This window comes from Streptomyces sp. DH-12 (assembly GCF_002899455.1).
GTDB lineage: Bacteria > Actinomycetota > Actinomycetes > Streptomycetales > Streptomycetaceae > Streptomyces.
Window position 1 is genome coordinate 705,871 of sequence record NZ_PPFB01000001.1, and the last position, 22,626, is coordinate 728,496.

The 22,626-nt window shown below is 74.7% G+C and carries 22 protein-coding genes; 10 read left to right on the plus strand and 12 right to left on the minus strand.

Translation table 11 applies throughout. The features are described from left to right. Positions 1 to 542: 542 nt before the first annotated feature. The 3 genes from C1708_RS02360 to C1708_RS02370 all read left to right on the plus strand — a co-directional run bounded on the left by C1708_RS02360 (position 543) and on the right by C1708_RS02370 (position 3,380). Complete coding sequence (locus C1708_RS02360; RefSeq protein ID WP_106411056.1) at positions 543 to 1,433, plus strand: Gfo/Idh/MocA family protein; 891 nt, start codon at positions 543 to 545, stop codon at positions 1,431 to 1,433. Between the two features lie 332 nt (positions 1,434 to 1,765). After that, entirely contained in the window at positions 1,766 to 2,971 is a 1,206-nt protein-coding gene (locus C1708_RS02365; RefSeq protein ID WP_106411057.1) for a glycoside hydrolase family 64 protein, read from the plus strand. A 202-nt stretch (positions 2,972 to 3,173) separates the two neighbouring features. Further along, complete coding sequence (locus C1708_RS02370) at positions 3,174 to 3,380, plus strand: hypothetical protein (protein ID WP_106411058.1); 207 nt, start codon at positions 3,174 to 3,176, stop codon at positions 3,378 to 3,380. 105 nt (positions 3,381 to 3,485) lie between these two features. On the opposite strand, the gene C1708_RS02375 is transcribed toward C1708_RS02370, so the two are convergent. The 4 genes from C1708_RS02375 to C1708_RS02390 all read right to left on the minus strand — a co-directional run bounded on the left by C1708_RS02375 (position 3,486) and on the right by C1708_RS02390 (position 8,837). Further along, complete coding sequence (locus C1708_RS02375; protein WP_106411059.1) at positions 3,486 to 3,965, minus strand: DUF5709 domain-containing protein; 480 nt, start codon at positions 3,963 to 3,965, stop codon at positions 3,486 to 3,488. 116 nt (positions 3,966 to 4,081) lie between these two features. Then, a complete protein-coding gene (locus C1708_RS02380) occupies positions 4,082 to 5,575 on the minus strand; it encodes a glycosyltransferase family protein (RefSeq protein ID WP_106411060.1) in 1,494 nt (497 codons plus the stop codon). A gap of 170 nt (positions 5,576 to 5,745) precedes the next feature. Further along, entirely contained in the window at positions 5,746 to 8,103 is a 2,358-nt protein-coding gene (locus C1708_RS02385; protein ID WP_106411061.1) for a glycoside hydrolase family 65 protein, read from the minus strand. Further along, positions 8,100 to 8,837, minus strand: a complete 738-nt coding sequence (locus C1708_RS02390; RefSeq protein ID WP_106411062.1) for an HAD family hydrolase — start codon at positions 8,835 to 8,837, stop codon at positions 8,100 to 8,102. Before C1708_RS02390 ends, C1708_RS02385 begins: the two co-directional genes overlap by 4 nt. A gap of 92 nt (positions 8,838 to 8,929) precedes the next feature. Here C1708_RS02390 and C1708_RS02395 point away from each other — a divergent pair, with 92 nt between their 5' ends. Continuing rightward, positions 8,930 to 9,586, plus strand: coding sequence for a nucleoside/nucleotide kinase family protein (locus C1708_RS02395; RefSeq protein WP_106411063.1), 657 nt, complete (start codon positions 8,930 to 8,932; stop codon positions 9,584 to 9,586). Positions 9,587 to 10,028: 442 nt separating this feature from the next. Here C1708_RS02395 and C1708_RS02400 read toward each other — a convergent pair whose 3' ends face one another. After that, on the minus strand, positions 10,029 to 10,442 hold the full coding sequence (locus C1708_RS02400; RefSeq protein WP_106411064.1) for a DUF3662 domain-containing protein: 414 nt from the start codon (positions 10,440 to 10,442) through the stop codon (positions 10,029 to 10,031). A 128-nt stretch (positions 10,443 to 10,570) separates the two neighbouring features. Continuing rightward, positions 10,571 to 10,732, minus strand: a complete 162-nt coding sequence (locus tag C1708_RS34275; protein ID WP_198602381.1) for a hypothetical protein — start codon at positions 10,730 to 10,732, stop codon at positions 10,571 to 10,573. Positions 10,733 to 10,968: 236 nt separating this feature from the next. Here C1708_RS34275 and C1708_RS02405 point away from each other — a divergent pair, with 236 nt between their 5' ends. The 3 genes from C1708_RS02405 (at position 10,969) to C1708_RS02415 (ending at position 15,233) form a co-directional block, all read left to right on the plus strand. Next, a complete protein-coding gene (locus C1708_RS02405; protein ID WP_198602382.1) occupies positions 10,969 to 11,892 on the plus strand; it encodes a MurR/RpiR family transcriptional regulator in 924 nt (307 codons plus the stop codon). A 417-nt stretch (positions 11,893 to 12,309) separates the two neighbouring features. Continuing rightward, a complete protein-coding gene (locus C1708_RS02410; protein ID WP_106411066.1) occupies positions 12,310 to 12,678 on the plus strand; it encodes a hypothetical protein in 369 nt (122 codons plus the stop codon). A 242-nt stretch (positions 12,679 to 12,920) separates the two neighbouring features. Next, a complete protein-coding gene (locus tag C1708_RS02415) occupies positions 12,921 to 15,233 on the plus strand; it encodes a SpoIIE family protein phosphatase (RefSeq protein WP_198602686.1) in 2,313 nt (770 codons plus the stop codon). A gap of 60 nt (positions 15,234 to 15,293) precedes the next feature. On the opposite strand, the gene C1708_RS02420 is transcribed toward C1708_RS02415, so the two are convergent. Next, positions 15,294 to 16,139, minus strand: a complete 846-nt coding sequence (locus C1708_RS02420; RefSeq protein ID WP_106411067.1) for an ATP-grasp domain-containing protein — start codon at positions 16,137 to 16,139, stop codon at positions 15,294 to 15,296. A gap of 383 nt (positions 16,140 to 16,522) precedes the next feature. Then, entirely contained in the window at positions 16,523 to 16,690 is a 168-nt protein-coding gene (locus C1708_RS34280) for a hypothetical protein (RefSeq protein WP_167534540.1), read from the minus strand. A 254-nt stretch (positions 16,691 to 16,944) separates the two neighbouring features. Here C1708_RS34280 and C1708_RS02425 point away from each other — a divergent pair, with 254 nt between their 5' ends. Next, positions 16,945 to 17,373: a Zn-ribbon domain-containing OB-fold protein gene (locus C1708_RS02425; protein WP_106411068.1), complete on the plus strand. Its 429-nt coding sequence runs from the start codon at positions 16,945 to 16,947 to the stop codon at positions 17,371 to 17,373. A gap of 37 nt (positions 17,374 to 17,410) precedes the next feature. Here C1708_RS02425 and C1708_RS02430 read toward each other — a convergent pair whose 3' ends face one another. Genes C1708_RS02430 through C1708_RS02440 form a run of 3 tightly spaced genes read right to left on the minus strand, consistent with a single transcriptional unit; the run spans position 17,411 to position 19,762 of the window. Then, the gene (locus tag C1708_RS02430) at positions 17,411 to 17,791 is read right to left on the minus strand and encodes a PPOX class F420-dependent oxidoreductase (RefSeq protein ID WP_106411069.1); all 381 of its coding nucleotides are present in this window, start codon (positions 17,789 to 17,791) and stop codon (positions 17,411 to 17,413) included. Between the two features lie 53 nt (positions 17,792 to 17,844). After that, positions 17,845 to 18,570 carry a class I SAM-dependent methyltransferase gene (locus C1708_RS02435; RefSeq protein WP_106411070.1) on the minus strand — a complete coding sequence of 242 codons (726 nt, stop codon included), beginning with the start codon at positions 18,568 to 18,570 and terminating at the stop codon, positions 17,845 to 17,847. Continuing rightward, the gene (locus tag C1708_RS02440; RefSeq protein ID WP_106411071.1) at positions 18,563 to 19,762 is read right to left on the minus strand and encodes a MalY/PatB family protein; all 1,200 of its coding nucleotides are present in this window, start codon (positions 19,760 to 19,762) and stop codon (positions 18,563 to 18,565) included. Before C1708_RS02440 ends, C1708_RS02435 begins: the two co-directional genes overlap by 8 nt. A gap of 24 nt (positions 19,763 to 19,786) precedes the next feature. On the opposite strand from C1708_RS02440, the gene C1708_RS02445 reads away from it, so the two are divergent. Together C1708_RS02445 and C1708_RS02450 are read left to right on the plus strand one after the other, a co-directional pair. Beyond that, positions 19,787 to 20,815, plus strand: a complete 1,029-nt coding sequence (locus tag C1708_RS02445; protein ID WP_106411072.1) for a hypothetical protein — start codon at positions 19,787 to 19,789, stop codon at positions 20,813 to 20,815. A gap of 125 nt (positions 20,816 to 20,940) precedes the next feature. Continuing rightward, complete coding sequence (locus tag C1708_RS02450) at positions 20,941 to 22,308, plus strand: S1 family peptidase (protein WP_198602383.1); 1,368 nt, start codon at positions 20,941 to 20,943, stop codon at positions 22,306 to 22,308. A gap of 47 nt (positions 22,309 to 22,355) precedes the next feature. On the opposite strand, the gene C1708_RS02455 is transcribed toward C1708_RS02450, so the two are convergent. Beyond that, positions 22,356 to 22,541, minus strand: coding sequence for a hypothetical protein (locus C1708_RS02455; RefSeq protein WP_106411074.1), 186 nt, complete (start codon positions 22,539 to 22,541; stop codon positions 22,356 to 22,358). Positions 22,542 to 22,626: the final 85 nt, after the last annotated feature.

The following is a 22,626-nucleotide window of genomic DNA, read 5'->3' on the forward strand; positions in this document are numbered from 1 at the left end:
AGAAGCCCCTTCCGGCTGTCGTGCTGGCGGTCGTGGAAAGCGCGTACCAGCCTCGTCGCCGCGTGCCCGGAAATCCAACGCGGAAATCCGAACGGATTCATCGGACCGGTCACTGAATCGACCGGCCCCCCACGCCGCTCGCCCGTGCCCGGCACCACCGTCACCACGCGTTCCTCCGCCCCGGCGTCGCGCTGCCCCGTTCCGGGAGGCTCCGACGGCCCCGCTCCTCCCTCCGTACCTCGACGGGAACGCCGGGCAGGCGACGGAGTGCCACGAGGGGGTTTCCGGCGGGGAGCCGGGCCCGCACCCCTTCGGTGAGGCCGGCGGCGCCGGCAGGGGCGCGCCGACAAGACCACGCATGGCAGGCCCACCACCACCGACGGCTTCGCGGCCAGGGGCCCGGACATGCCGTCGGGCACGGCGGGTCGGCGGTTGACACGGCCTTCCGGCGGGGATCATCGTGCAGGTCTGGCGCGCGCCGGCGGGGCGCGGCGCGGAGATCGGCCCGGCGGCGGACGGCGCCCCCGGGGAGAGGCGGCGGCATGCGGATCGGACTGCTCGGCACCGGACCCTGGGCGCGGGCGGCGCACGCCCCCGCGCTGAGCGGCCACCCGGACCTCGACTTCGCCGGCGTGTGGGGCCGCAGGCCCGAGGCCGCCGGCGAGCTGGCCACGGTGTACGGCGTCCGGGCGTACGAGGACGTCGACGCGCTGCTCGCCGACGTGGACGCGGTCGCCGTGGCGCTGCCCCCGGCCGTGCAGGCGGAGCTGGCGGTGCGGGCCGCGCGGGCGGGACGCCATCTGCTGCTGGACAAGCCGCTCGCGCCGACGGTGGCGCAGGGGCGTGCGGTGGTGGAGGCCGTCGAGGCGGCGGGGGTGGCCTCCGTGGTCTTCTTCACCACCCGCTTCCAGCCGGAGCCGCAGGCGTGGATCGAGGAACAGGGGCGCGTCGACGGCTGGTTCACCGGGCGGGCGCAGTGGCTCGGCGCGGTGTTCACCTCCGGGGACGACCCCTTCGCCGCCTCGCCCTGGCGGCGGGAGAAGGGCGCGCTGTGGGACGTCGGCCCGCACGCCCTGTCCGTCCTGCTGCCGGTGCTGGGCGAGCCGCGCCGGGTGACGGCGGCGGCGTACGGGCCCGGGGACACGGTGCATCTCGTCCTCGACCACGCGGGCGGCGCGTCGAGCAGCACGACCCTGAGTCTGACCGCTCCCCCGGCCGCCGCGGGCGCCATGGTGGAGCTGCGGGGCGAATCCGGGGTGACCGTGCTGCCCGAGGCCGGGCAGGACGCCGTACCGGCGCTCCGCCGGGCAGCCGACGCGCTGATCGCCGCGGCCGGCTCCGGTACGCCCCACCCGTGCGACGCGGCGTTCGCCTTCACCGTCACGCGGATCCTCGCCACCGCGGAGACGCTGCTGCACAGCGGCACGCACTGAGCACCGGACGGTTCGGCGAGCGCGGAGCGGCCCCGCCGCCGGCACCGAGCGGAGTGCGGCCGGTGCGCTGCGTGTCCGGCCCGCCGGGACCCGCTTAAACGATCCTTAAGGACCGGTTAAGCGATCGTGCGCGCTGTGTCGCCCTTTCAAGAAGGCGCAGGTCAGCGGGTGTCAGGGACAAGTCGGACCCGTTGGCGGACCCGGCCCCGGTCCCTACCATCGGTGCCGCGTGCCGGTTCCGACGCACGGCCTGAGAGCGCTCTCACGCGCTTCCCGGGCCGGTCGGCCGGTGTGCCACCGCAACCCGCACGAGCACTCTGGAGATCCCCCACATGACTCCTCGGCACCAGCGCGCCCTCGGCCGGCGCAAGCTCCTCCTCACCCTCGGCGGGGCCGCCGTGGCCCTGCCCGCCGCCGCGGTGATCGCCCCCCACGCCCTCGCCGACCAGTCCGGTGAGCGCCGGTCCGGCACGAAGGCGGCCGCCTCGCTGCCGCTGACGATCGTCAACGACAGCGGCTCCTTCGACAACGCCTCGGTGCACCTGTACGTCGTGGGCAACGCCGACGGCCGCCAGGTCCGGCTCACCCCTGACGGGACCCTCGCCCCGATCGACCTCGCCGACAACGGCCCGGACGGCTTCACCGACTACGCCATCAGCCTGTCCGGCGCCGAGACGACGCTGTCACTGCCGCACATGTCCGGCCGCATCTACGTCGCGCTCGGCGAGAAGCTGAGGTTCAAGGCCGTCGCGGACGGCAACGGCGCGCCCGCGCTGCAGTACCCGGCCGGGTGGGTCTCCTCGGACCCCAACTACGGCGTGCTGCACGACTGCGCCGAGTTCACGTACAACTCCGCCGGGCTGTTCTGCAACACGACCATGGTCGACATGTTCAGCGTGCCGCTGAGCATCCGGCTCACCGGCGCCGAGGACCAGACCACCGGCACGGTCCGCCCCGGGGGCCGCGCGGCCGCGTTCGCCGCCGTCCGGGAGACGGAGGCGTTCTCGCGGCTGGTGGTGGACGACACCCGGATCATCGCGCCCGGTCACGGCCTGGACGCGGGGCTGTTCGCCGAGGACTACTTCGCCCCGTACATCGACGAGGTGTGGAGCACCTACACCGGCCGGGACCTGAGGGTCACCACCAACGCCGGCACCTTCACCGGCCGGGTGCGCGGGGACCGGTTCACCTTCGACGGGCCCGCCCAGGTCGCGTTCGACAAGCCGTCCACCCGCGACGTGCTGTTCTGCGACGGCGCCCTGGCCGCGCCGAACGACGGCACCACGGGCCCGGTCGCCGCGGTCCTGGGCGCGGGTTTCAACCGCTCGACGCTGCTCAGCCACCCCGAGCAGCCGACCACCGACCCCGCGGAGTTCTACCTGACCGAACTGACCAACCACTATTCCAAGGTCATGCACACAGTCACCGAGGACGGCCGGGCGTACGGGTTCGCCTTCGACGACGTGGCGGACTTCGCCTCGTACATCCAGGACACGGCCCCGGCCGCCCTGCGGCTGACGCTCACGCCCTTCGAGTGAGCGGGAGCAGGTTTCCCGGGGGCCCGGCACGGTACCCCGGCATGCACGGGGAGGCCCCGCGACCCGGGGGCCGCCGCAGGCGCTCCACGGCGGGCGTCACGGCGCTCCGGGTGCACGGCGGGCCTCCGCGGTGAAGGCTGGATACGGGACCCGGCGCCAGGCGCCGGGCCGTACCAGTGATCCGGACCCGAGGAGCCCGAAGATGTCGACGTCCCAGCCCGACGCGTCCCGGCAGAGCGAGGACCGCGTCACCCCGGACAGCCTGCTCCACACCCGCACCGGCGGCGAGGTGTCGCCGGAGGACCTGGTTCTCGCCAGCGGCAAGGACCTCACCCCGCAGAACCTCGAGTGGGCCAGGCGGAAGCTGGCCGAGGAGGGTCCCTCCGCGATGGAGAAGATCCTTCCGTAGTCCCCCCGTCGTCTTCTCCCCGCTCCCTCGGCAGCGGGACGCCGTCGGGCCCGGTGCACAGCGCGTGCACCGGGCCCGACGGCGTCGTACGGCCCTCGTCGCCGCCTAGCGGTCCTCGGGCAGCTCGGTCTCGTCCTCCACGACGTGCATGGCGGCCTCCTCCGCGCCCGCCGCGCCGCCGTCGATGCCGACGTCGTCGGCGACGGACTCCTTGGTGGTGTCGGGGTGCGCGCCCTCGTCCGGTGCGACCAGGCGTCCCGCGCGCTCGGCGCCCGCCTCCGGGTCGACCGGTTCGCCCTCGCCGCCCGGCAGGTCGCCCACGCCGTCGCCGGCCGGCGCGGAGGCGTCCGGCACCTCCTGGGCCAGCCGTTGGTCCAGGCTCTCCCCGTCGTGCTGCTCGGCGGCCGTGATGCCGTGCTTGTTGACGCCCATCGCCTTCTCCGGCGGTGAGTAGCCCTCGTCGAGCATGTCGTCGTAGTCCCGCTCGTCGAGGGCGTCCTGCATGTCGAGCGGGGCGCCATCCTCCTGCTGCTCGTTGGTCCCGGTGGGCTGGTAGACGTCGTCCCCCATCGGTTCGGAGCCCATGGCGTCCTCCCTGTCGCGCTGCGTCGGCTCGTGCCGTCTCGGATGTCAGATCCGCGTTTCCCGTCAGCCGGTCTCTAACCCCGTGAGCCGCCCCACCTGCGGAAAACCGGTGGATCTCACTCCCGTGGCGCGTCCGGACCCGGCGCGACGCGGATGTCGTAGTCCTCGATCCGGTGGACGGGCCAGGTCCGCGCGTAGGCGTGGGGCCTGCTGCCGGCGCGGGTGATCTCGGCGACCGGGACGCGCTCGGCGGTGCGCCGGATGTCCGCGGCCGTCATGTTCTCGTTGTTCCCGGCCGTCGCGCCGGAGGAGCAGCCCGTGTAGTAGCCGATGGGGATGGACTCGTGGCCGGTGACCAGACAGGGCGGGCTGACGCCGAGCCGGTGCAGTCCCTCCGCGGTGCGGGCCCACTCCTCGCGGCCGGCGGCGGAGCGGTTCGCCGTGTGCACCAGCACGGTCAGCTGCACCACCAGGTGGCCCGCGAGGCCCAGCGCGACCACCGCCCGGACGGCCGGCCGCCAGCGCCCGCGCACCGCCGTGACCAGGTACCACAGGGCGTCGGCGACGGGGAGGGCGAGCAGCGCGTAGGCGGGCTGGAGGAAGCGCGGCGCCGCGTACTCGATGGTGAACAGGTACGGCAGCGCGGCGGTGGCGGCGCAGGCCAGCGGCACCACGGTGCGCAGGGCGCGGCGGGCGCGCACGGCGACGACGAGGCCGAGCACGGCGAGCAGCGGCAGCACGAACCACCACAGGGTGATCACCGGGTGGGGCATCGATCCGGTGCAGGGGCGGCACAGGGTGCGTCCGCCGAGGCTGCGGAGCTGGTCGTCGACGGCCATGTGCAGGCCGAGTCCGCCCTGGATGCGGGACGCCTCGGCCAGCCGTTCGCCGAGGCCGCCGAACGACGCGTACGCCTCGATCACCCACGGCACCCCGCCGGCCAGCAGACCGCCGACGAGCGCCGCCAGGAGGCGCGGGCTGCGGCCCGCCGCCGCGAGGACGAGCAGCGGGATCGAGACGTAGACGGCGTCGGTGGGCCGCATCCACGCCATCAGCGCGGCGCCCGCCACGACGGCCCACAGGGCGCCCCTGGCAGCGGGGTCCTGGCGGTGGCGCAGGAACGACCCGACGGCGACGAGCGCGCCGACGGCCACCCAGTAGTTGGGCATGGCCTGGGGGCCGTAGAAGAGGGTCACCCACAGGGAGGCGAAGAAGGCGCCGGCGGTGACCAGGACGCGGGTGGGGAACAGGCCGCGCCAGGCGCGCAGGGCGAGGTACAGCCCGAGTCCGGAGAGCAGCGCGAGGTAGATCCGCAGCAGCACGGTGGAGTCGGACCAGGACGCGACGGGCGCGACCAGCAGGGAGACGCCCCGGGAGCGGGGGGCGCTGAAGAAGGCGGCCGGGTGGTGGGCGGTGACCTGGCTGGTGTAGACGATCTCGTCCCACCCGAGGCCCAGCGTCGGTCGCACGAGGACGAGTTGGGCCAGGGTGAAGACGGCGGCGAGCACCGCGAACGGCCGTGCGTCGTGGACGGTCCACGAGCCGGCCGGCCGTGACCGCTTCTCGCTCCGCCGGGTCACGGTCGGCGGGGCTCCGGCGCCGTGGGTCATCGTCCGTCCTTCGCTGCCGCCGGTCCTGGGTGCCGTCTCCCTCGGGCCGCGGAGGCCCCTTGCCGTGAGGAACGTGAGGAGGACGGATGGAGGGGAATCATGGCCAAAGCTAACCCGGACCGGTCGGCGGCGCAGGCGGAGAACGGCCGAGGACCGCCTGAGCGCCCCGGTCACCGCGGACGGGGCCGGCGGTGCGCGGGCTGTTCGGGCGACCGCCGCGGGGCGGGCACCGGGACCGGGCCCTCGGCGGGGGCGTCCACGCCCACGGTCAGCTCCGTGCCGTGGTGACGGAGGGTCAGCGGCGGTCCGGAGCGCAGGCGGTACGTGGCGCGGTCGGCGGTGATCTCCACGCGCAGGCACCGGCCGCGGTGGACCAGGGTGAAGGCGAGCCGGCGCAGTCCGGGCGGCAGCCGGGGCGTGAAGCGGAGGCCGTCGTCGTCCCAGCGCATGCCGCCGAACCCGGCGACCAGCGCGGTCCACGCCCCGGCCATGGAAGCGATGTGGAGTCCGTCGCGCGTGTTGTGCTCCAGGTCCGCGAGGTCCATCAGCGCGGCCTCGGCGGTGTACTCGTACGCCAGGTCCAGGTGTCCGGTGCGGGCGGCCATCACGGCCTGGACGCAGGCGGACAGGGAGGAGTCGCGGACGGTCAGCGGCTCGTAGTAGGCGAAGTTGCGGGCGATCTGCTCCTCGTCGTGACGCTCCTCGAACCAGTCGGCGCGGGTGTGCATCGCGAGCACCAGGTCGGCCTGTTTGATCACCTGTTTGCGGTAGAGGTCGAAGTACGGGAAGTGCAGCATCAGCGGGTACTGGTCGGCGCGGGTGCCGGCGAAGTCCCACCGCTGGTGGCGGGTGAAGCCCGCGTGCTGCTCGTGCACGCCGAGTTCGTCGTTGTACGGCAGGTGGACCGCCTCGGCGGCGTCCCGCCAGCTCGCGCTCTCCTCCTCGTCGACGTCCAGCTCGGCCGCCCGGTCGGGGTGGCGTTTGCACACGTCGGCGGCGGCCAGCAGGTTCGCGCGGGCCATGAGGTTGGTGTACGTGTTGTCGTCGGCGACGGCGCTGTACTCGTCCGGTCCGGTGACCCCGTCGATGTGGAAGACGCCCCGGTCGTCGTGGTGGCCCAGGGAGCGCCACAGCCGGGCGGTCTCCACCAGCAGCTCCACGCCCGTGTCGCGTTCGAAGCGCTCGTCGCCGGTGGCCTGGACGTAGCGCACGACGGCGTCGGCGATGCCCGCGTTGACGTGGAAGGCGGCGGTGCCGGCCGGCCAGTACGCGGAGCCCTCCGGTCCCTCGATGGTGCGCCAGGGGAACGCGGCGCCGCGCAGGCCGAGCTGGGCGGCGCGCTCCCGGGCGACGGGCAGGGTGCTCTGCCGCCAGCGCAGCGCCTCGGCGGCGGCCTGCGGCACCGTGCAGATCAGCAGCGGCAGCACGAACACCTCGGTGTCCCAGAAGGCGTGCCCGTCGTAGCCGGAGCCGGTGAGGCCCTTGGCGGGTATCGCGCGCCGCTCGGCGCGGGCGCCCGCCTGCAGCACGTGGAACAGGGCGAAGCGCACGGCCTGCTGGATCTCCTCGTCGCCGTCGACCTCCACGTCGGCGCGGCTCCAGAACGCGTCGAGGTAGTCGCGCTGTTCGTCGAGGAGGCCCTGCCAGCCGCTGTGCGCGGCGGCCGCCAGCGCCGCCTCCACCTGGTCGCTCATCGCGGGCCGGGAGCGGACGCCGGACCAGCCGTGGGCGACGAACTTCTCCACCCGCAGCCGCTGTCCCGGCTCCAGGACGGAGGTGACCGTCAGCCGGGCCATGTCGATGTCGCTCTCGCAGTCGGCGGTGGTCCGTTCGGGACCGTCGACGGCGTGGTCGGCGGCCACGGCGACCCGCAGACCGCTGCGCCGGGTGCGGTGCACCAGCCGCAGCCGGCCGTCCTTGGCGAAGTCCTCCTCGTGCTCCAGCGGGGACCGCAGCGCGCGGGCGGCGCGCGGGTCGCCGTCCGGGCCGGGCAGGGACTCGTTGGCGACGAGCTCGGACTGCACCACCACCCGGGTGCGGCTGTCGACGGGTTCCACCTCGTAGGCGACGGCGGCGACGGCCCGCTGGGTGAGGGACACCAGCCGGGTGGAGCGCACCCGGACGGTGGAACCGGCGGGCGAGGTCCACTCGCAGGCCCGGGTCAGGACGCCGCGGCGCAGGTCGAGGGTGCGTTCGTGGTGGACGAGCCGGCCGTAGCGCAGGTCGAACGGCTCGTCGTCGACGAGGAGCCGGAGCACCTTGCCGTTGGTGACGTCGATGACCGTCTGCCCGGACTCGGGATAGCCGTAGCCGGCCTCGGCGTAGGGCAGGGGGTGCAGTTCGTGGACGCCGTTGAGGTAGGAGCCGGGCATGCCGTGGGGTTCGCCCTCGTCGAGGTTGCCGCGCCAGCCGACGTGGCCGTTGGACAGCGCGAACACCGACTCGCTCTGCGGCAGCCGCTCCAGGTCCAGACCGCGTTCCCGCACGGTCCAGGGGTCGATGTCGTACCAGCGGCGGGTGCGGGTCACGCGTCACCCCCGAGCTCGGACAGGTCGGTGACGACCCGGTCGGCGCCGTGCGCGTACAGGGCGGCGGCCTGTCCGACGCGGTCCACGCCGACGACGAGGCCGAACCGTCCGGCGCGTCCGGCGTCCATGCCGGCCAGCGCGTCCTCGAACACCGCGGCCCGCGCGGGCTCCACGCCCAGGTCGCGGGCGGCGGCGAGGAAGGTGTCGGGCGCCGGCTTCCCCGGCAGGCGCCGCTCGGCGGCGACCACCCCGTCGATCCGCACGTCGAAGAGGTGCTCGGCGTGGACGGAGCGCAGCACGTCCAGGCAGTTGGCGCTGGACGAGACGACCGCGGTGCGCAGGCCCCGCGCGCGGACGGCGTGCAGATACGCCAGGGTGCTGTCGTAGGGCTCCACGCCGTCGGTGCGGATCTTCGTGAGCAGCAGCTCGTTCTTGCGGTTGCCCAGCCCGTGCACGGTGGCGGCGGCCGGCGGGTCGCCGGGGCCGCCCTCGGGCAGCCGGACGCCCCGGGAGGCGAGGAAGGTGCGCACGCCGTCGGCGCGCGGCCTGCCGTCCACGTAAGCGTCGTAGTCGGCGGCGGTGAAGGGGGCGAAGCCCTCGCCGTCCCGCTCGCGCAGGAAGGCGTCGAACATCTCCTTCCACGCGGCGGCGTGCACCACGGCCGTCCTGGTGACGACGCCGTCGAGGTCGAAGAGGCACGCCTCGATGCCTTCGGGCAGACCCAGATCCGTCATACCGTCACCGTTCCCCGGACGGCGCGGAACAGTGAGTGGCGCGGGCCACACGGGTGGCGGGGCCCGGCGTCCCGGGTGACACACTCTGCTGTGTGGCGCTGACCTTCGACGACCTCCTCCGCCGCGCCCGTGCCCTCCCCCGGGGCGGGCGGCGCGCGATCCTCGGCATCGCCGGCAGTCCCGGCGCGGGCAAGTCCACGCTCGCGCAGCGCCTGGTCGGCGAGTTGAACGGCTCCGGCGAGCCGTGGGTGGCGTACGTCCCCATGGACGGCTTCCACCTCGCCGACGCGGAGCTGGAGCGGCTGGGCCGCCGGGACCGCAAGGGCGCCCCCGACACCTTCGACGCGGCCGGGTACGCGGCCCTGTTGCGGCGGCTGCGCGAGGCCGACGAGAACGACGAGGCCGGCGAGGTGGTGTACGCCCCCTGCTTCGAACGGGAGCTGGAGCAGCCGCTGGCCGGGGCGGTCCCGGTGCCGCCGGCCGCGCGCCTGGTGGTCACGGAGGGCAACTACCTGCTGCTCGGCACCGGGGCGTGGGCGCGGGTGCGTCCGCTGCTGGACGAGGTGTGGTTCTGCGCGGCGGACGAGGAGCGGCGGGTGGGCCGGCTGATCGCCCGTCACGAGCGGTTCGGCAAGTCGCACGAGGAGGCGGTCGCCTGGGTGGAGCGCTCCGACGAGCGCAACGCGGAGCTGGTGGAGGCGACACGGGACCGGGCGGACGTGGTGGTGCCGGTGGAGGAACTGACGTGACGTCGGGCCGCGTCCGGCCGCCGGCCGTCCGGGCCGGTGGGCTCGCGTCCGTGACCGGAGAGGACGGCGCCGCTCGTGGCCCATGCGACGGGGCCACGCCCGCCGGACATGCGTCGGTGTGGGAGCGGGGCGCACGAGGCGTCGCGCGGCGGTGTGGGGGCGGTGGCCGGTGCCCGTTCCGGTGGTGCTGTCGCCGGGGCGGACGGCCGTGGCGAGGGCGGCGGTCGCCGGTCCGCGTCCGGAGCCGGGATTCGACGGTGGCCGGACCGCGTCGGGGCGGCGGCCGCGGTACGACCGGACCGCGTCGGGGCGGCGGCCGCGGTACGAGTCGGGCCACGGTCCCTGGCGGCCGGTGTTCCGGGCCCGCCTGCCGGTGATCGTGCCGACGCCGGGGTTCGGGCCGGCGGTGTGCGCGTTCGCGCGCCCCGGGTCCTCGGCGTGCTCAGCCCTCGCCCGGCTGGGCCGCCCGCTGGAAGCCGACCGCGCTCACGTGCTGCATGACCGTGCTCGCCACGCGGTAGCGGCCGTTGGGCACCTCGGCGGAACGGCGCACGTGCACGGTGAGCGGGCCCGCCCACTCGTAGCCGTTGCGGGCGGCGTGCCGGGCCAGCCGGTCGGTGAGCACCTGGCCCACGCTGTCGCCGCGTCGAGACAGCCGCTCGTGCACCGGCTCGGCGAGCTCGACGTCGTAGGCGTTGGGGACCATCACCCGCCCCGCACGGCACACCACGGCGTTGCTGTCGCACTCGCGCCGCAGGGCGTCGGCGAGTTCGAGCGGATCACGCCCGAACATCCGCGCCCACAGGGCCTCCCATCGGTTCTCCAGTGCCGTTTCCAGCGCGCTCAGGGCGCTCATACTGTCACCTGCCGAAACTCGGTCGCGTCGGGACGGGGCGGGTGGAGCGGCGGTCATGGCGTTCGGACCAGGCCGCAGGGCGGGGCCGGCCGGTCCCGGCGCCCGCGGCCTGATCCGAGCGGCATGCCCTACCGCTCCTCGTAGTCGTCGGGCCGGATCTCGGCCTCCTCCAGCGCCTCGCGCATGGTCCGGCCGGTGCCGCCCTGCGCCTGCGCGTCATCCTCGCGGTGCTGCTCGAGGACCTCGTCGGTGTCGTGCGTCTTCGGCCGGTTCTCCTCGGGGACGGTCATGTCCGCAGTGCTCCTCGTCTTGCAGGGGGTTGCGATGTCGCTGTGTCGCGGTGCCGCGGTGCAGCGCTGAGTCGGCGGGTTCCCTGAGCGGGCGGGGATATCCCCCGCGAAGCCGGAGCGGTCTCCCCCGGACATGGCCGGCCCCGCGCCGTGGCCGGTCCCGGTCGGCGACGGCGCTGGTGGTGCGAGGGGGTGGGCTATGTTGAACCCTCGTGGGAGACAAGGGAGGCGTACCGGTGCCATCGCCGCAGCAGGCACGCGCACAGGCGTACGCGATCACCTCGGCCAAGGCGGGTCCGGAGACGGAGCCGTCCCCGACGGCCCAGCTCCGCGCCCTCTTCGACCGGCCCCGGCTCTCCCCCGGCCAGCGGCGTATCGCGCAGTACCTGATCGAGCACATCACCGAGGCGGCGTTCCTGTCGATCACCGATCTCGCGGACCGGGCCGGGGTGAGCCAGCCCTCGGTGACCCGGTTCGCCTCGGCGGTCGGTTTCAGCGGCTACCCGGCGCTGCGGGAGAAGCTCCAGTCGATCACCCTCGGCACCCGGTCCGCCGGCGCCGGGCAGACCGAGGAGCACCGCGGCAACGAACTGCAGGCGGCCGTCGACGCCGAGATCGAGAACCTCGAGAACCTGCGGCGGGACCTCGCCGACACCGACCGCGTCATCGAGGCGGGCCGCGCCCTGTCCGCCTCCACCCCGCTGACCGTCCTGGGCCTGCGCATCTCCGTCTCGCTGGCCGAGTACTTCGCGTACGCCGCCCGCCGTATCCACCCGGACGTGCGGCTGGTGACGCTCGGCGGCAGCGTGGCCTACGACGCCCTGCTGCAGTCGCGGGAAGCGGGCGGGACATGGGTGCTGGCGTTCTCCATGCCGCGGCACGCGCAGGAGACCCTGACGGCGGTGCGGGTCGCGCGCAGCGCCGGGCTGAAGGTCGCGCTCATCACCGACCTGGCGCTGGGGCCGCTCGCGGACGAGGCGGACGTCACCTTCGCCACCGGCACCGGCTCCCGCCTGGTCTTCGACTCGTACGCGGCCCCGGGTGTGATGTGCGCGGCGCTGCTGCAGGCCATGACGGACGCCGACCCGGAGCGGACGCAGGCCCGGCTCGAGGACTACGAGCAGGTCGCCGACGAGCACCGGTTCTTCCTTCGGGACTGACTCCTCGCTCACTGCGGGACCGGCCCGGTCCGGGGCCGCCTCCGGCACGTCACGCGGTGCGATCGGACATGAATGTTTTCATGCGTCTTGCCAAGCAGACGGCATATATAAATACTGCTCACGGATCGCGGCCCCGCCCGCTCCGGACCGCGTTCCGTCCACCTCACCCGCCCGCCCGGAAGGCCGAGGGCCCGCCATGCGCTGCACGCACCCGTCGCCGCGGCCGCCCGCACCGGCCTCCTCCGGGCACCCGCACGAACGCCCGCGGCCGCCGGCTCCCGCCCGTGCCGGCGACCGGGGTGTTCGGCCGGGCCTCCCCTGCCCGGCCGCCCGCGGCGGCCCCGGTCGTGCCCTGGACCGGGGCCGCCCCACCCCGTCGCCCGCGCCGGCGGCGCCGCACACCCGGAAGCGAAGATCATGCCTGTGACGTCCACGCGCCTCGGACCCGACTGGCCCCGCCAGGTCAAGACCCCCGGGAGCTACGACTGGGAGCGCTCGGCGGCCAAGTGGCTGCGCGAGCTGGTCCCGGCGCGCTACGCGAGCTACCCGGCGTTCGTCCGGCACCCCGTGCTGCTGGCCCGGCACGCCCGGATCCAGGTCGAGCACGAGATACGGGTGGCGCGCACCGCGCTGCAGACCGCCCGCGCGGACCTGCCCCGGCTGGGCCTGCACGAGGGTGTGATCGAGCACACGATCAAGCTGTACGCGGCCGAGCTGACGCAGCTCCAGCACATCGCGCGGAGCGTCCGGGCGGTCGCCCGGGCCCTGGACGAGAGCGCCCGCTGACCGTGCACGGCCCGGCGCGGCCCGGTCCCGCGCCCGTCCGGGCCGCCCCGCCCCCGCGCGGTCGCGTCCGGTCCGCCACGGACCGGCCGGGACCGGCCGTCCGTGGTGACAAGCCGGTCAACGAACACGGGCGGGTGTGCAATGCTCGGTGCGTGAAGAGCGATCGCTTTGTCCAGGTCGGGCCCGGCACGGTCCCGGACGTGGTCGAACTGGCCAGGGTCGTCGCCCAGCAGCGCGCCGAGATGGACCGGCTCCGCGAGCAGGCCGCGACGACGGTGGCCGTGGAGCGCGCCAAGGGCGTCGTGATGGCTCTGTCCGGTTGCACCGCGGACGCCGCCGAGGAGATCCTGTACCAGCGCGCCAAGGCCGCCCGCCGCACCCTGCTGGAGGAGTGCTGGATCACCCTGGGTGAGCTGACGCCCGCCCGGCCGTGCGAGGACGCGGCCGCTCCCCGCCCGGAGGGCGGGCCCGGGGACGCGGCGGCCGTCATGCCCGCGGCGGACGCCCCGGCGCCCTTCGCCAGGTCCGACGACGTCGCCGACGCCCTGAGCCGCCTGGGCCGCGCCCTGGTCCACGTGGAGACGCACCAGGCGCTCGCCGAGTGCCTGCGGGACCATCTCGCCCCGGACCTGGACGCCGACTCGGTGATGATCTACGTCCGCCGCTCCGGCGGCGGCCTGGTGCTGGCCGGGCACGCCGGCATCGACGACGGGCTCGCCGCCCGCTGGCGTCAGGTGCCCCCGTCCAGCGGGATGGCCATGGCGGACGCCCTGCTGACGGGCGAACCGCGCTGGCTGGAGAACTACTCCGAGGACAGCAGGCGCTACCTGCTGATCGGCGAGCCGCCCGAGCGGTGGCAGTCCCGGGTCTGGCTGCCGCTGCGCGCCGGGGACGGCTCCGACGTGTGCATCGGCGTGCTGCGCGGACGCCCCGACGTCTTCACCCCGCGCGACCGCGCGCATCTGGAGGGCGTCGTCCGGCTGTGCGCGGGACGCGTGCGCACCTTCACCTCGTCGGCGGCGCCGGCCCGCGACGCCGGGACGGACGCCGTCCGGTCGCTGTTCGCGGCGCTGCCGGTTCCGGCGATGCTGCTGACGCCCGTCACCGGGGCCTCCGGCGACGTGGAGGACTTCCGCGTCGACGCGGCCACCGCCCAGGCGGCCGACCTCCTCGGCGGATCCTCGGGCGACCCGGCCGGCCGGCGGCTGCGCGAGGTGCGGCCCGACCTCACGGATGTCCCGATGTGGCAGGGCTGCCTGGACACCCTGGAGGGCGGCGGGCCGTACGAGAGCGAGCCGTTCGCGCACCAGGAGACCGTGGACGGGGTCACGGAGCTGGCCACCTACTCGGTGCGGGTGACGCGGCTGGAGGACGCGCTGGTCGTCACCTGGCTGCGGCGCGCCTCCTCGGACCGGCAGGAGCAGCGGCTGGCGGAGCTGCAGCGGCTCGGCAACATCGGCTGGGCCAACTGGAACCTGGCGCGGGAGGAGGCGTCCTGGTCGGCGCAGGTCTTCACGATCCTCGAGCGGGACCCGGCGGACGGACCGGCCCGGCTCGCCGAGGTCCCCGGTCTGGCGCTGCCCGAGGACCGGCCGGCGCTGGGGGCCGCCGTCGAGGCCCTGCTGCGCGAGGGGCAGCCGTTCGACGCGCTGTTCCGGGTCCCCGGCGGACGCGGCGTACGGCATCTGCGGCTGGTCGCCGAGGTGGTGGCGGACACGCACGGCACCCCGGTCGAGGTGCACGGGGTCGTGCAGGACCTGACCGCGCGGCGGCGGGCGGAACTGGCGCTGGTGGAGAGCGAGCGGGTGAACCTCACCCAGCACGACGTGCTCCAGTCGGAGCGGGTCCTGGTCGCCCGGCTGCAGAACGCGCTGCTGCCGCTGCCCGACAAGGTCGTGGACCTGTCCGGGCTGCGCGTCGAGGTCGCCTATCTGCCCGCGCAGGCCGGCATACACGTCGGAGGCGACTGGTTCAGCGCCGTGGAACTCCCCGGCGGGGACGCCCTGTTCGTCGTCGGGGACGTGGCCGGCCACGGCGTGGACGCGGTCGCCACGATGGCGCAGCTCCGCTTCACGGCGAAGGGCATGGTGAGCACGGGCTCGTCGCTGAAGGGCGCGCTGTCCCGGCTCAACTCGCTGCTGCTGCACTCCCGGGACGCCCACGGCACCGCGACGATGGTCATCGCCCGCTACCACGCGGCGGGCCGCCGGCTGGTGTGGGCGCAGGCCGGTCACCCGCCGCCGCTGCTGCTGCGCGGCGGCGAGGCGACGTATCTGCACCGGCCCAGAGGCATGCTGCTGGGCGCCACCTCCGCCCCGTACTTCGAGGAGACCGAGCACCGCCTCGAACCGGGCGACCGCCTGCTCCTGTACACCGACGGCCTGGTCGAGCGCCCCCCGGAGAACATCGACACCGGCCTCACCCGCCTCGCCGACGCCGCGGCCGCCCACCCCGAGGACACCCCGGGTTCCCTGGGCACCCTCCTGGACGTGATGCTGGAGGACGAGCGGCGGGACGACGTGTGCGTGCTGGACATTCGCGTGCCGCGGGAGTGACCGCACGGGGGAGGCGAGCCGCCCGCGGCGGGCGAGACACGTGACCGGGGCCCGGCCGGTTCAGCCCCGGGCACCTTCGGCCTCGCGCAGGAAGCGGTGCAGGGACGCCGTCATCGCGGCGACGAACGCGTTCCGGGTCGCGTCGTCGAGGGCGTCGAGCGACAGATAGGGGTTGAGGTCCTCCAGCTCGACGAGCAGGAGTTTGCCGTCCGGCGCCCGGCAGGCGTCGACCCGCTGGATGCCGTGGCCGAGGGTGTTCCACTCGATGAACCGCCGGGCGAAGCCGAGGTCGCCGGGGGTGGGCCGGTAGGGCTCCAGCCGCCAGCGCGCGGCGGGGTCCGGGGCGTGAAGGGCGTACTGGAAGTCCTGGTCGACGAAGTAGAACGACACCTCGTAGGCGAAGTCGATGTACGGCTGCACGAGGACGTCGCCGTCGGCGGGGACGGACGCCTCGGCGGCCGGGACGATCCGCAGCCCGTGCGAGTCGGCGCCGAGCCGCGGCTTGACGACGTACCGCTCCGCGCGGGGCAGCCGGTGCAGGTCCTCGGGCCGGCCGACGGTGGGGATCACCGGCAGCCCGGCGTCGGTCAGGTCCAGCAGGTACTGCTTGCCGGCCATGTCCCCGCGCCCGGTGAGCGGGTTGTACACCGGCGTGCCGGTCGCGAGGGCCCGCGTGCGGAACTCCCGGTAGGCGTCGGGATACCCCAGCACCGGCCCGCTGTTCCGCACCACGACCCCGTCGAACCCGCCCATCAGGGCGACGGCGTCCCGCGGATGGCACAGGGCGAGATCGAACTCCTCGCGCAGCCGGGAGGTGAGAAAGATGTCCTCGTCGCAGTACCGCCGCCCCCGGGCCGGGTAGGCCAGGTCGGTGACGTACAGGACGCGGGGGCGGGTGGCGCGCATGGGGACTCCTCGGGGCGGCGTGCGTCGATCTTAGGGACGGTTCCGGAGCCGACGCACAGCCGCGCGGTCACCGGCGCGGCATCCCGCGGTCCGCGGACCTGCCGAAGACACCACACCGCGGAGCGGCACACCTCCTGTCGTCAGCCGGTGGTCTCCGACTGGCGTGCCCGCGCAACCCGTCTCCAGGATCAAGGGCAGGATCGACGCGACCGCCAGTGCCTCGGCGGCCGGGGGCATCGCCTCGTCCGACGGCCGCTGCGACGGCCACAGCCACAACAAGCCGATCGTGCAGTTCCGTCAGCTGTGGACCGGCCCCCCGCGCCTGCGGCTGACGGGCGGGGGCCCGGCGACGCGTGTGCGCCGGGCCCCCGGCCGGGGAAGGGTCAGCGTCTGCGGGGCCGGCCCGCCCCGATGCCGGCGACGTGCAGGGCCAGGGCGGTCAGCCCCAGCAGCATCACGTTCACCGAGGAGAACACCTCATTGGTCCCGATCTCCGCCGCGTTGATCAGGAAGGCGATGAAGAACAGCACCGCCGCGACTATGCCGAGCATGAACGAGCTCCTTCCGTAGAGGTGTTGCCCGTATGCCCGGCTCTCGTGGACTCAGACCCGTCACGTTCCCGTCAGGCGCCGGGGATCCCCGGAAGCGGCCCTCGCCCCGAAGAAAGAGGGTACTGAGTGCCTTTACTCGTGACACTCAGTGCCATAACCTGTGGCCGTGCGCGGTGGCACGGCCACCGGGCAGGCGCGTGCCCGGGCGGGACCGTGCACGTGGAAGTCCGGCCGAGTGCAGGGAGTTGACCAGCGTGTACCACTTCTCAGGAAGCGTCGCTCAGCGGGCAGCCGGCTCCACGACGCGCCTGCTCGAACCGCAGGGCCCCGAGTCGCGGAGCGGCGACCAGGAGGCCATGCTCTTCCAGCGCTGCACCTGGTGCCGCACGGCGATGTACCACCGGCTGCTGTGCCCGGTCTGTCAGGGCAGCGACCTGCGGACGGAGCGCAGCGCGGGTTTCGGCACGGTGCGCCACTCGACGGTGCTGCACCGCAACACCCCCGCCGCGCGCAACGTGTCGCTGATAGAGATGGCCGAGGGGTTCGTGGTGCGGGGCCGGGTCATGGGCCCGCCCATCGGCATCCACAGCGGCGACCGGGTGCGGCTGTCGACGGCCGAGGACCCGGTGCGCGGTGAGCCGGTGTTCCAACTGGTGGACGAGCCGCTGCGGGCCTGGACCTGACAGCTCCGGCGCCGACGGCCGCATGAGGGGCGTGGGTTCACAGGGTGACGCGGATGCCCACCGTGCCGTCCAGGCCCCGGCGCAGCCGGCTGCCCAGCAGGGTGAGGCGGCCCGTCAGCCCGTACTTGCGGGCGATCAACTGCCGGTAGCGGGCGGTCGTGGCCGCGTCGCAGACCTCCGCGGTGGCCGGGACCTGGTCGCCGGTCGGGTTGCCGCGCAGGTCGCACGGTCCCACGAGGACGTCCTTCCGGGCGCGGATCCGCTTGACCTTCCACGAGCCGGCCGCGGTCCACACGCCCAGCGCGTCGCCGTCGCGCACCACCCACACCGGGGTGGCGACGGGCGTGCCGTTCTTCCGGTAGCTGGTGAGCAGCAGGTACTTCCCCGCTCCGAGCCGGTCCCGCAACGCGTCGTCCATGCCCCGAGTCTAGGCCGACTCCGGCATGTCCCGCCGGGAGCCGTCCGGCCCTCCTACGGGCGTCGGGCGACGAACACGAGCTCCCGGCCGGGGCGGTCGGGTGCGTCCCGCACCTCCTCCAGCACGTAGCCGTGGTCCGCGAGGTCCGCCTCGACCTCCTTCCGCTCCCGGAACCGCAGGGTCGAGTCCGAGACCAGCGTCTCCCCGTCCGACGCGAACACGTACGTCGTACGGAACGTCACCGACGGGCCGTCCACACGGGTCACTTCGTGCCAGCTCTCCACCCGGCCGACGCCCGGCACGTCGGCGCTGACGTACGACTGCTCGCGGGTCCAGGTCTCCCACGCGCGCCGGGCCGGGTCGCGGGTCTCGAAAACCAGGCGTCCGCCGGGACGCAGGGCCGCGCGGACGCCGCGCAGGGTGGCGTGCCAGGCGCCGGGGTCCGTGATCTCCTGGGCGGCGTTCGCCGTCATCGTGGCCAGGTCGGCCGCGAGCGGGGGCAGTTCCGTGGCGTCCCCCTCGATCCAGCGGACCCGATCGGCGCCCGGCTTGGCGCGGGCGACGTCGAGGGAGGCGCCGGCGGGGTCGACGCCCACGACGTCGATGCCCTCGTCCGCGAGGAGCAGCGCGAACACGCCCGTGCCGCAGCCGATGTCCAGCACCGTACGGGCGCCGAACTCCCGCGCCATGCGCAGATAGGCGTCGAGGTCGCCGCGGTCGGGGTCGAGCGGGTCGTAGAGGGCGGCGAGCCGCGGGTGGGCGAAGGAGGCGTCAGACACGCGTGCCGCCCGCCGCTCGCACGGCGGCCGCCATCCGGCGCACCGCCTCGGTGAGCACCTCGGGCGAGGTCGCGAGGTTCAGCCGGGCGTGGCCCGCGCCGCCCGCGCCGAACGGCAGCCCGCCGGTCAGCGCCACCCGGCCGTGGTCGAGGAACGCCTCGGCGGGGTCGTCGCCCAGGCCGAGGCCGCGGCAGTCGAGCCAGGCGAGGTAGGTGGCGTCGCCCGGACGGTACCGGACGGCCGGCAGGTGCTCGGCGAGCAGCTCGGTGAGCAGCCGGCGGTTGGCGTCCAGGCCCTCGAGCAGGGCGTCCAGCCAGCCGGTGGCGTCGCGCAGGGCGGCCGTGTGGGCGAGGATGCCGACGTGGCTCGGACCGTGGCCGACCACCTCCGGCATCCGGGCCAGGTCCTCGCCCGCCCCGGGCCCGGCGACGGCGAGGGCCGCCTTCAGCCCGGCCAGGTTCCACGCCTTGGACGCCGACATCAGCGACAGGCCGCGCTCGCCGCCGGGCACGCTCAGGTACGGCACGAACCGTGCGCCGCCGAGCACCAGCGGCGCGTGGATCTCGTCGGCGACGACCCGCACGCCGTACCGCTCGGCGAGCGCCGCCACCGCCGTCAGCTCGTCGGCGGTGTGCACGGTGCCGGTGGGGTTGTGCGGGCTGCACAGCAGGTACGCGGCCCGCCCGCCGCCGGCCGTCGCCTCCCGGAAGGCACGCTCCAGGACGTCCGGGTCGAGCCGCGCGTCCGCGCCGAGCGGCGCCTCGACGACCCGGCGGTCCGCGTGCCGCACGAAGTCGTAGAAGGGCGGGTAGACCGGCGGGTTCACCACAACCGGGTCGCCGGGCCCGGTGACCAGCCGGAGCATCTCGACCACGCCCAGCATCACGTCCGGCACGATCGCGGTGCGCTTCACGGCGAGCCCGGGCCAGTTCCACCGCTTGCCGGCGAAGGCGGCCAGCGCCTCGGCGTACGCGGTCCCGGCCGGGTACCCGGTGTCACCGGTCGCCATCGCGTCGGTGACCGCGCGCACGACCGGTTCCGCGAGCGCCACGTCCATCTCGGCCACCCACACGGGGAGGACGTCGTCGGGGTGGGTCCGCCACTTCATGCTGGTGCGGCGGCGCAGCTGATCCAGGGAAAGGGCCTCGAGGGGATTCGGTTCACCGGACGTGCCGTGCGGGATCCTGGTCATGCAACACACGATAGGGGGCGTGGTGTGGACCCACATCAGGATGTCGCGGCGCCGCCCGGCGACGGTGACGGGACGGTCCTGGAGATCGCCTGCGACGAGTCGGGGTCGGACGGCGAGAACCTGACCGGCGGGAACACCGACGTGTTCGCGCACGCCGGGGTGCGCGTCCCCGTGCCGGCCGCGGCCGGCGCCCTGCGGGAGATCCGCGACCGGATCCGCTCCCCGGCCTCCGAGTACAAGGCGACCCATCTGCTGCGGGAGAAGCACCGGGCGGTGCTGGAGTGGTTCCTCGCGCCGGGCGGGCCGCTGCACGGCGCGGCGCGCGTGCACCTCACCGAGAAGTCGTTCTTCGTGGTGGACCGGTTGGCCTCCGTGCTCCTCGGCGACCCGGGAGCGGCGGCGGAGCTGTACCGCACGGGCCGGGAGGCGCTGGGGGCGGAGGACTGGCAGCGGTTCCTGTCCGTGGCGAACCGCCTGCTGCGCACCCGCAACGGGGCGGAGCCGGGGTCCTCGGTGCCGCTGTTCTTCGAGACCCTGGACGAGCTGTGCCGGGTGTACGCCGGTACGGACGCGGGCCCGGTGCTGGAGCGGCTGGTGGCGGGGCGCCGGCGGGCCGAGGCGTACCGGGCGGGGCTGCTCGACGGCCCGGCGGTGCGCATCCCGGTGCTCAACCCGCTGCTCCCGGCGATCGTCGCCACGGCCGCGTACTGGTGCGGGCGCGGGCGCCGGCCGGTGCGGCTGGTGCACGACCGGCAGAACCTGCTGACGCCCGGGCGCCTCGCGTGGATCGAGGAGACCGCCCGGCGGTCCGGCGTCGCCCTGGCGGAGGTGCGGCTGGTCGTCGCGCGGGACGACCCGCGGGTGCAACTGGCGGACTTCCTCGCCGGGATCGCCCGCAAGGCGGCCGGTGACGCGCTGCGCGGGGACGGCGACCCGGGGCTCACCGCGCTGCTGCGTCCCTACGCCGACCCGGCGTCCGTCTGGGGCGACGCCCGCACCGCGGCCGCACTGGGCCTGCCCGTGCCCGGCTCCGCGGCGCGGACGGGCGGCTGAGGCGGACACGGTCGCGCCCGCGCTGAACACGGCGGGCTCCGGGGCCGTATGGACAAGGGGCGCTCGGCTCGAGGGAGGCCCCCGCGGTGCGCGCACCGCGCTGTCGAGGTTCTGGAGCCATGCACATGAGGCACGCACGACGACGGGTGGTCCGGCGAGTGACACGGCTGGCGGCCGTCGGCGGACTCCTGCTGGGCGGCACGATGGTCACGCACGCCGTGGCGAGTGAGCCCGGCACGCCCGACGCCGTCCCGTTCTCCACCGCCTCCCCCGCGGACAAGGCCCCGGCAGGGCCGGGCGCCGCCCTGGTCCGGCGTCTCGGCACGTCCCGCACGGCGGGCACCTGGGTGGGTTCCGACGGCCGGACGGTGGTCGCGGTGACCGACGCGGAGGCGGCGGCCGAGGTGCGGGCGGCGGGCGCCGAGCCGAAGCTGGTGCGGCACAGCACGGACGACTTCGACTCCGCGGCCAAGACGCTGGGTTCGGCGCCGCGGGTGCCCGGCACGGCGTGGCTGAAGGACTACCGGTCGAACCAGGTGGTGGTGCGCGGGGACAGCACGGTGTCCGCGGACGACTGGTCGGCGCTGGCCGACGTGGCCGACGGCATCGGCGACTTCGTCCGCATGGAGCGGGTCGGGGGCGCCTTCACCACCCGCCTCGACGGAGGGCTGCCCGTGCTGTCGACGGCCGGCCGCTGCTCGGCCGGGTTCAACGTCACCGACGGGGAGCGGGAGTTCATCCTCACGGCCGGGCACTGCGGACCGCAGGGGTCGGTGTGGTTCTCCGGCGACGGGGACCGGCAGAAGGTCGGCACCACCGTCGGCGGCAGCTTCCCGGGCGACGACTACTCGCTGATCGCGTACGAGGGCGGCCGGGCGGGTGGGAACGCCGGGGTGGTCGCGGTGGGCGGCGGCAAGGGCGTGCGGATCACCGGGGTGGCCGATCCTGCGGTGGGGCAGCGGATCTTCCGCAGCGGCAGCACCAGCGGGCTGCGCGACGGGGAGGTGACCGCGCTCGACGTGACGGTGAACTACCCGGAGGGGACGGTCGGCGGGCTGATCGAGTCGGACGTGTGCGCGGAACCCGGGGACAGCGGCGGGCCGATGTTCTCCGAGGGGATCGCGCTCGGCGTCACCTCCGGAGGCAGCGGCGACTGCCGCTCGGGCGGCACGACGTACTTCCAGCCGGTGACGAAGGCGCTGGCGGACCTGGACCTGAAGCTGATCGTGGCGCCCGGGGCGGACGGCGAGGGCCCGGCGCCGTCGCAGGGCGTGGCGGCGCCGGACGCGGCCGGACCGGGGCCGTCGGCGCCGGGCATCCTGCCGGACCCGTCGACGCTGGTGTCGCGGTTGGCCGACCCGCGGAACGTGGGCCCGGGGCTGCTGGTGACGGGCGGGAGCCTGGTGGCGCTGGTGGCGTCGCGGTGGATCAGGGCCGAGCAGGACCGCAAGGCGTACCGGCGGCAGTACTCGGCGACCTGGGGTGAGACGTGAAGGGCACCCGTGCGCCCACGGGTGCCCGATCGTGATGCCGAGGCCGGTCAGGCGGCCTTGGCCGCCGGAGGAAGAGCCGAGGCCCACTCCTGGACCAGGCGCTGGTACTCCTCGCGCTGTTCGACGCTGAGTGTCCCGCCCGACCGGAGCCACAGGGCCCGGATCTCCTCGTTGACCTCGGCAGCCGATCGCTCGGAGGTAGGTTCAACAGTGGTGGACATACCGTGAAGCATACGTCCCCCGAGGTGAAGACGCCGTGAGTAATCGCGCACTTATCGGATAATTCGGACAGTGTCGCTGATCACGTCCATCTCCCGT

What these genes read in the sequence shown, in the direction of transcription:
- C1708_RS02360 (WP_106411056.1), top strand. Translation starts at nt 543, where the DNA reads ATGCGGATCGGACTGCTCGGCACCGGACCCTGGGCGCGGGCGGCGCAC.
- C1708_RS02365 (WP_106411057.1), top strand. Translation starts at nt 1,766, where the DNA reads ATGACTCCTCGGCACCAGCGCGCCCTCGGCCGGCGCAAGCTCCTCCTC.
- C1708_RS02370 (WP_106411058.1), top strand. Translation starts at nt 3,174, where the DNA reads ATGTCGACGTCCCAGCCCGACGCGTCCCGGCAGAGCGAGGACCGCGTC.
- C1708_RS02375 (WP_106411059.1), bottom strand. Translation starts at nt 3,965, where the DNA reads ATGGGCTCCGAACCGATGGGGGACGACGTCTACCAGCCCACCGGGACC.
- C1708_RS02380 (WP_106411060.1), bottom strand. Translation starts at nt 5,575, where the DNA reads ATGACCCACGGCGCCGGAGCCCCGCCGACCGTGACCCGGCGGAGCGAG.
- C1708_RS02390 (WP_106411062.1), bottom strand. Translation starts at nt 8,837, where the DNA reads ATGACGGATCTGGGTCTGCCCGAAGGCATCGAGGCGTGCCTCTTCGAC.
- C1708_RS02400 (WP_106411064.1), bottom strand. Translation starts at nt 10,442, where the DNA reads ATGAGCGCCCTGAGCGCGCTGGAAACGGCACTGGAGAACCGATGGGAG.
- C1708_RS34275 (WP_198602381.1), bottom strand. Translation starts at nt 10,732, where the DNA reads ATGACCGTCCCCGAGGAGAACCGGCCGAAGACGCACGACACCGACGAG.
- C1708_RS02410 (WP_106411066.1), top strand. Translation starts at nt 12,310, where the DNA reads ATGCCTGTGACGTCCACGCGCCTCGGACCCGACTGGCCCCGCCAGGTC.
- C1708_RS02415 (WP_198602686.1), top strand. Translation starts at nt 12,921, where the DNA reads ATGGACCGGCTCCGCGAGCAGGCCGCGACGACGGTGGCCGTGGAGCGC.
- C1708_RS02420 (WP_106411067.1), bottom strand. Translation starts at nt 16,139, where the DNA reads ATGCGCGCCACCCGCCCCCGCGTCCTGTACGTCACCGACCTGGCCTAC.
- C1708_RS34280 (WP_167534540.1), bottom strand. Translation starts at nt 16,690, where the DNA reads ATGCTCGGCATAGTCGCGGCGGTGCTGTTCTTCATCGCCTTCCTGATC.
- C1708_RS02430 (WP_106411069.1), bottom strand. Translation starts at nt 17,791, where the DNA reads ATGGACGACGCGTTGCGGGACCGGCTCGGAGCGGGGAAGTACCTGCTG.
- C1708_RS02440 (WP_106411071.1), bottom strand. Translation starts at nt 19,762, where the DNA reads ATGACCAGGATCCCGCACGGCACGTCCGGTGAACCGAATCCCCTCGAG.
- C1708_RS02450 (WP_198602383.1), top strand. Translation starts at nt 20,941, where the DNA reads ATGAGGCACGCACGACGACGGGTGGTCCGGCGAGTGACACGGCTGGCG.
- C1708_RS02455 (WP_106411074.1), bottom strand. Translation starts at nt 22,541, where the DNA reads ATGCTTCACGGTATGTCCACCACTGTTGAACCTACCTCCGAGCGATCG.